Origin of the sequence: Endozoicomonas sp. YOMI1 (assembly GCF_024606345.1) — a bacterium.
In the GTDB taxonomy this organism is placed as follows: Bacteria; Pseudomonadota; Gammaproteobacteria; order Pseudomonadales; family Endozoicomonadaceae; genus Endozoicomonas.
The window spans coordinates 1-8141 of sequence record NZ_JAHHPM010000178.1 but is presented as its reverse complement, the minus strand read 5'-3'; the positions used below and the strand labels follow the sequence as shown (position 1 = coordinate 8141).

At 44.6% G+C, this 8141-nt stretch carries 5 protein-coding genes; all 5 read left to right on the top strand.

Annotation, left to right across the window (positions count from 1 at the left end; genetic code table 11):
• Positions 1–448, top strand: a 448-nt coding sequence (locus KDK15_RS06380; RefSeq protein WP_257294532.1) for a hypothetical protein, incomplete at its 5' end; no start/stop codon positions are given.
• A 106-nt stretch (positions 449–554) separates the two neighbouring features.
• Entirely contained in the window at positions 555–2720 is a 2166-nt protein-coding gene (locus KDK15_RS06375) for a hypothetical protein (protein WP_257294531.1), read from the top strand.
• Between the two features lie 87 nt (positions 2721–2807).
• Positions 2808–4253 carry a glycosyltransferase family protein gene (locus KDK15_RS06370; RefSeq protein ID WP_257294530.1) on the top strand — a complete coding sequence of 482 codons (1446 nt, stop codon included), beginning with the start codon at positions 2808–2810 and terminating at the stop codon, positions 4251–4253.
• A 308-nt stretch (positions 4254–4561) separates the two neighbouring features.
• A complete protein-coding gene (locus KDK15_RS06365) occupies positions 4562–7252 on the top strand; it encodes a hypothetical protein (protein ID WP_257294529.1) in 2691 nt (896 codons plus the stop codon).
• Between the two features lie 223 nt (positions 7253–7475).
• Entirely contained in the window at positions 7476–8090 is a 615-nt protein-coding gene (locus tag KDK15_RS06360; protein WP_257294528.1) for a hypothetical protein, read from the top strand.
• The last annotated feature ends 51 nt before the right edge of the window (positions 8091–8141 follow it).

The following is an 8141-nucleotide window of genomic DNA, read 5'->3' as shown; positions in this document are numbered from 1 at the left end:
AACTCATCTTCCTGCTGTACTGTTTAACCGACAGGATTTACCACCAGTTACTTTATTTAACCCGGTGAACCTGAACCAAGCGACAAGTGATAAGCAAATGACCCCAGCAGAAGAAATTGCTGATAGTTTGTTTGCTGAGCGCCAAATGGAGCGAAGACAGGACCCCGAAAAAAGAAAGCTCAAGAATCAACGTGAAAGGGAGCGAATGCAAGACCCTGAAAAAAGAAAGCTCAAGAATCAACGTGATAGGGAGCGGTATAATGAAAGAATGCAAGACCCCGAAAAAAGAAAACTGAGAAATCAGCGCCGCAGGGAGCGGTATAGTGAAAGAATGCAAGACCCCGAAAACAGAAAACTGAGAAATCAGCGCGCCAGGGAGCGGTATAGAAAAGTAATGCAAGACCCCGAAAAAAGAAGAAGAGAAGCAGTGTCAGGTCTTGAATCTTGAATGTGTTCAAATACAAAGGCCTGACCCTTGCTTCCAGGCAATGAACTTTTATCCAGCCGGGAAATCTAAATGAGGATGTAAATCCACTGTCCGGAGTAGACCAAAAGTGAACATTTCTCCATCATCTGCCTTTCATCCCGTTGTCCAGGGTTCATTGCCACAGCAAACCTCTGCCGGTCAGGTAGTCAGGCAAATTGAACGCAGTAATATAACTCCCCGAGACCTTACTAAATTCTTGCATGACAGGACAGTGAGGGAATGCCATGCCATCGCCGGAGAATTCTGCACAGCAGCAAATCAGGATCCTGACTTCAACGCCGAAACACTGAAAAAACAACTCAAGGCGTCAGGATTCGACGACATTAGAAAGCCGAGTTGTGAAGGCAGCGAAAAACATCAGTGTATTACAGGGTTGCTCCAGCACGTTCAGGAGGAATCTGTAATTGTTGGAGAGGGCGTTGATGGGCCTGAAGCCACAAAATTTTGTCAGCTTATCCGGGCACCAGACAGCTGTTTGGGCAGGGGCAGCGACTGGCTGATCAACGTAATGAATGAGAACCAGTTGCTGCAGGAAGCTCAGTCGCGATTAACTTTCGATATGTTTCCTAGTGTGCCTTTATCATTCTTATGTAAGGATTTCCCCCGTTGTGAAGGTGACACCATCGACCAGACAGCGAATCATGGTGCTGATCATCAGTTCCCACAGGCACAACAGGTTCCGCATTATTCACCAGTGAATGCAGCTCCATCAGCGCCCCCCGCCTATGATGACGTTGCAGGACTTCAGGCAGCGCCTGGGCAACCAGAGATGCCTGCCCGGTCCCGGGAAAGTGAACGCTCTGAACAGCAATTGGCCAGAGGCCTCAATGTTATTGCCAGCCAGCTTGAGCGTTACTCACTGGGGCCATTCGGGACCGGGACTGCCATGGAGAATATGGCAGACATCCTGCAGCGCATGAGCAGGCAGGGCGCACCGTCCGAGACCAAAGTGGCCAGTGGAGAACGGTTAACCTCTCTCGCCAGGCAGGTTTGGATGCCCTCAGTGAGCGTATTCTGCAACGGCAATGTATCAACGGCGGATATTAGTGTGAATATCGTCGGTAACAACCAGAACATTCAGCCTGTTGTCAGCGCTTCATGGGTACCCTTGAACAAGCTCCCTTCTGCGGTACAGGAACGATTGAAGCTGGCGAGGAAGGGCGTTGAGCCGAAAGGGGAGACAAAGGCGCCCATTATTCAGGTGTATTTGTTTGCCAGTAGTGAAAAGGCTTTGGAAGGCGCCGAATTCACTGTGGAACTCAACAGCACCATCATGGGAAAGTATGTGTCAAATTTCTGCAGCCAGGACAGCGATAATCTGATTCCGATTTGTGCCCGGTTGCGTATGCCCAAAGGACTGAAGCAAGGTGCTGATTTTCACCAGGCAACCTTTGCTCTTCATACGCTACCAAGTTGGTGGGGACGAGAAAATGTATCATTTTCCCATGGTAAGGGGGAGAGCAGGAAGACAGAAAAGCACAACATTGGCATTCAACAAGTGGCGCCAGTGCTGGAAGCCATCGGGGTTGACCACAAAACCGCCATGTCCAGTGAGGCCGGACTTGCCATTCCCTTTGGATTTTCCCTGTTGAAACAGGATGAAAGCAAATTTGTGCGACAGGTAAAACTGTTGGAGGCCGAAAGCCTGCCCGGAGCAAACCTTTCTGGTACAGGACACCTGTATGGTGGAGCAAACCTTTCTGGTGCAGGATACCTGTATGGTGGAGCAAACCTTTCTGGTGCAGGGTACGTGTATGGTGGCGGAAGCACGTCTGGTGTTGGAGGCCAGTTTGGTGGACAAAACAAGCCAGATGCAGAAAGCCTGTTTGGTGGCAGTAGCCTGTTTGATGGACTGTTCGGTAGAAGTACCCTGTTTGGTGGGCGTCCAAATCCTGGAGACAAACTTCGTGGAGGCGCTGATAAGATTGGCCCAAGGGATTCCATTCGAGCTGGCGGGGGAACCACCCGGGGCGCCTCATTGCCGACCGAAGTTGAGCCTGAGGTCAACCAATTGCGCACCAGTGGTATCAACCCCCTGGCATGCACAGCTGAAAAAGAATATACCTTTACAAAAAAGGAGGCACCAAAGGAACTCTACGCATTGGTTGCTGGCATTGTCTGGGTCCAAACGGTGACCAGCTTGCCAGGCATCGAAACCGGAGAAGACCTGATACAGTGGATAGACAAGCAGAAAGTGGACCCGGAAAACCCGATACTTCCGGGTATTTTGTAAACCGGACGGTATTGATCCCGCTGTGTCAGGATAGTTGTCAGGATAGTTGTCAGGATAGTTGTCATATACTTTGGTCGGGAAACTCCGATGAATACATCAGCCATCAATGCCCTGCGCCCGGAGTTTGACAGTTATCAGAATAACGAGATTCAAAGTACCACGATTAAACTGTGGAATCGGATGTGTCGGGCTTATTCACCCAGGTATCAACACATTAAAAGGGCGCTTGCGGAACATTTGGTTGAGTACTTTAACCGGCATTTAACAACTGATCACCTACCGATCGGTCGTCTTATTTTACCGGTATCAGATGACACACTTAAGACCTATTTATTACATTACGATGCCATTGAACAAAGTCGGTCCGGCTGCTCCGGTTTTCTATCCGGACACAATTTGGCTGAATCCGATTTTGAAGCGCCTATCAGACAGCAGTACGATGATGAGCCGACTGGGGTAAACATTTTATTCGGTATCCAGGGAATGGGCAATGGTCATTTGACACGGTCTCGCCTGATTGCGAAAGCACTGGCCGATCGTGGAGCCCGAGTTCAATATCTTGTTTCAGGTCGTCAGAAGAGTGAGCTTTACGATATGGAAGTATTTGGTGATTATTTGCACCGGGATGGGTTTACTTTTATAGCGAAAAATGGCCGTATCAATTTTTTTCAAACATTAATGCATAACCGTTTTTTCGGTTTTATACGTGATGTCTGGACGTTAAATGTGAAGGACTATGACCTTATTATCTCTGACTTTGAACCTGTCACGGCCTGGGCTGGGTATTTAGGAAACAAGGCAGTCATTGGCTTTGGTCATCAATATTCGTTTGACTACGATGTTCCCATGCTGCGGAGATTTTCCATTCCGGGGTTAGCGGTAAAACTCTTTGCTCCGGCCTCAGAAACCATCGGGCTTCATTGGGTTAGTTTCAAGCACCAGCCGATCTTGCCTCCGGTCATCGACACGACAATACGACTATGTGAAGATAAAAAACACCTTGTTGTCTATTTACCCTTTGAAAATCAGGATAATGTTGCCAGTCTATTAAACCGGTTTTCGGGATACCGGTTTAAAATTTATGGTCCCAGGGCGCCGGAGGTTATTGGCAATACGGAGTTTTTTCAAATGAGCGTAAACAGCTTTAAAGAAAGTCTGCAGACATCCAGAGGGGTGATTTGTAACTGCGGATTTACACTTATCGCCGAATGCATACATATTGGCTTACCCGTTTTAACTAAACCTCTTAAGGGACAAATAGAACAACTATCCAATGCCTATACACTTGAAAATCGGCATTTGGCTGAAGTGTTCTATTGTCTGTCTTATGAAAATCTGCAGCATTTTATAGAAAACGCCCAGCGCAAGGCAGCGAATCCGTATCCCGATGTAGCGGAGGCAATTGCCGGCTGGGTTGTTTCTGATCGTAATGAGACAGTTACTGAATTATCTGAAAAGCTCTGGAATAATCAACGTGATCTTGCCAGGTTGTCTCAAAGGAGAGGAAAAACACTGTCAGGTCTTGAATCTTGAATATGTTTAAACCGGATATTTCATTATTTTTGAAACTGGTTTTCGTTTATTTCATTTTTTTTATCGAACTATCATTAATTACAAAAGTCCAAATAACCAATAAAAATAAGATCACTTATAAAAACACTATGCAAGCTTGTCTGGCACAGTGTTTTTCCAGTCAAGAAGTTTGTTTTCACCAGTCTCGGTTTTAATAATAATTGTGTAGCAGTTAAAAGGGTAATTTTTTCATGGATATTAGTTTGAATCTAACTGTCTCGGCTATTTCAAATGCTGAATCAAAAGAGGATAAGACTGCAGGAAATAACTTGACACCCATTAGCTTAAAAAAACAACAGGATTCAATGGAGTCAGGGGATAACAACCTACTTGATCGGCAAATATCAAAACGTACTGTAACATGCCACCCTGAAGAAAAGAGTACTGATAGCTCAGTCACCAGTGTTACCCCTTTTTCCGACTCAAAAACCAATAGCCCCGACAATATGATTTCATGGAGTGCTCTTCTCAAGGGCATCTATCAATCCTTGTATCAACAAAATCACTTGGAGATTAAGGCCCAGTTAAATGCTCTCAGTAATGTTCAGATTCAAAGCCTGTTCATTCCTCGCCCCACTGAATGTCAGGAAAAACTCAAGATTACGGATTCACTTCTGGAATTGGCTAGCATTTCCAACGAGGCAGGCAGTGTTTTTTACCAGGTTTTATTAGACCGACTGTCCTTGGAAGACCTCCGGCATGTACTTTTAAAATCTTTCGATGACGGCGAAACGATATTGCATCAAGTATGCCGTGTTATGGATGAGCCATTATTCAAGAAGCTGGAAGATAAATTTGATAGGCAAACCCTTTTGGAGATGGTCACCCAACCCATGCATGATCTTGCTCATCCCCTTGCATTCGCCTGTCTTTATAACAAAAGTACCTATCTGTTTGAAACCGTTCTTCATGAAAAGAGGGAATTGATAGAAAAAATCCTGAAAGGGGGTCCTGACATTGATCAATCCTTACTACAGTTCATGTGCAGTGATCTCAGGCGTCCCTATAGAAAATTCCAGCTAACTGAACCAGAATACCATCACCGTATTAAATACCTGTTAGATGTCCTGACTATTCAGGATCGTTTGGACGCTATTCTTTTTACCGGAAAATCCAATGTGTCTGCTTTGCTATGGGCCTGTACAGGCAAGCGATGCATCAGTGATGAATTGATATTTATATTGACTGAAACATTTAGCGATAATCAGAAAGTTGACCTTCTTACAGCACAAGCGGAAACGGGTCATTCAATGGTACAAAAATGCCTTGAACTTAAGAAGCCTGAAAAAATTGTCAACCTCTCCATGTCATTCGGTAATCCATTACTGAGGTTCAAGGTGCTGTCCATTTGCACATTGGAAGGCCATTCCTTATTTCAACAGTGGCTTCTTAACTCTCGTGCAAAAATTATAGATCACAGGCTGCTAGAAGATATAGATCACATGCTGTGTGATATGGACGATGACCACCGGGATCTCATAATTGCTGGTGATCGATGTATTTGGGATCAGGCATTTGACTGTACCGATGATATGTCCATAACACTCAGGCAGCAAGAACAAACTCCGATTGTAGATGCCATGAACAGGGAAGCAATGTACCTGGCTACATTTCTCTGGGATCGGATTACGGATCAAGAATTACAAATTAAACTACTGCTTTACAAAACCAAACACCAGACAACTTTGTTGAAGCACATAATAGATAATGGGGGCGATTGGCATTACTTGAAAAACAGGTTCATGTTCACCCATGACGAGGCCTTGAAAAATTCATTTGCGGCCGAATTGAACAGCCATGCTATCACAGCCGAACGTTTTGACGATGCTGACTATTACTTCCGACAAATAAGCGACCCTAAATTAAAAGATGATCTGTTTAAAGTCAATCACAAGTGTTTTTTATTGAATCTCTGTAATAAGAGTGTGACGGATATAGAAAGTTTTTTCAGTCAGCAAACTTCACCCCAATGCACAGAATCTGTTCTCTATATACTTGAACATAGTCTCTACAACCATAAACCCTTGATGGAAAAACTCCCATACCTGATTGCATTGCATAAGAAATCAGGCAATAACGATACTTTTGTCCAATGGGCCACAAGTCCACAGAAAGACAAAAAAAGCCCGCTGATCAAAGCGCTGTGTCGATTTGACGTTGCTTACTGCAAAATACATTATCCTGAGCGCTTCACGTCACGCATTGCCAATATTGAAAACCTGAATAGGGAAGCCTGCTTTAGTCTCCAGATATTCCAGGGAATGGTTAGCATGATGAGTGAGAAACAAATCAAGGAATTCTTCCTTTTTTTACTTAATCAGAGTTCTGATACGTTACATCTGCTCTTTTATAAAGATGTTCTTGAAATCATCGTTGATGCCCTGGGTGATTCGGGCAGGGCCTTTCTTGAACTAATAAATCCTGAGACAGGTGAAAATGTATTGCATATTCTGTCTAAAACTGAGTTTATTGACTATTCAGATGTTGGGCCGGATGATCTCATTGATACAGTTAACTGGCTGGTTAAAAAATATGGATTAACTACGTTTTTGCAAGGTCGTTTGAAAAATGATGACTCAACCCCTTTGCATTTGCTCTTGGTAAACATCCATACATCAAGGCTGCGATTTCATATCAGACGAACATTACGAGAGTGTATTCTGCAGGATCTATTTCAATCAAATTCAGACCTACTGGTTGATTTATTAAAACTTAAAGACAACAACGGCTGCACACCTCTGCACAAATACTTTCCCTGTGAATTTATCAATAACGAGTTCTGTGACCCGATAATCGAAAAAACGGGTATTGAAACATTTTTTAAGCTAATGCATATCAAAGACAAACAAGGCAACACTGTTATGCATCATTGTTTAAAGCGCCATAAGAATTTGCATGAGCAATACAATAAAATGTTTCAGACACTTCCTGCTGAGGTAAAAGCTCAGGTGACCGATTAAGAGAAAGCCAGTGTTAGGTCTTTAATTATGAATGATCATTGTCATTTTTACTGATAAGAAGAAATATTTGCACATGACCCTTCTTTACTCATTTTATTGTGGTAATTCATAAGGAACTTTTTGGGAATAATTAAGTCAGATAATTATGTCTGCCCGCAGCCAGCATTATTGCTAATAAAATTGTGGGCCAGAAGTAACAAATAATCTGAGGATAATAAGGCATATGAATATCCCTAATGCTACGGCTTCAACGGTGACAACACAGCCAGCGGCCCACCGGTTATGTGACTACACCCTTGATTGTGAGCGAATTAAACAAGATCGCTTTGCGTGTGCCATAACTACTCCGATACCTGCCGCTGGAGGTGCCGCTATTGGTGGTGTTGTAGCCCATAATACTGCAGCCTGCAGCACTGTCGCTGGTGTCTTCGGCGGCTTGGCTGTTGGCGTCTGCTTTTCTGGCGCCGTGTGTCTTTGTGTAAATGCCTGCTCAGATGACTGCAATTACATCAAGCTTCGTAATCGAGAGATCACCACCTCCACCGAACCGGCCCCCCTTGCAGTTAGGCAGCAACATAAACAGGAGCCACTATCGGCTGAGCCTCCGCATTACCCGGGAGCTGGTTCCATTCGCACAGCACCAGTTCAGTCCCAGCCAGGACTGTACTCTTCTTCTCCATTGCCAGGCATCGGCGATTTTAGCTCCATTCACCCTACTACTCATGCTATCTCTCAAATCGTCAGTGGTAGATCAACCTCTGAAGTAGCGTCCGGTGCCTATAGTCTGACTTCTGGCGACTCAACCTCTCTGCGTTTACCGGGCTTCAGTTTTTTGTAATTAGTGCTTGTCCGAAAACCCATCAGCCCTTGAAAACAGCAGTCTGTGGCC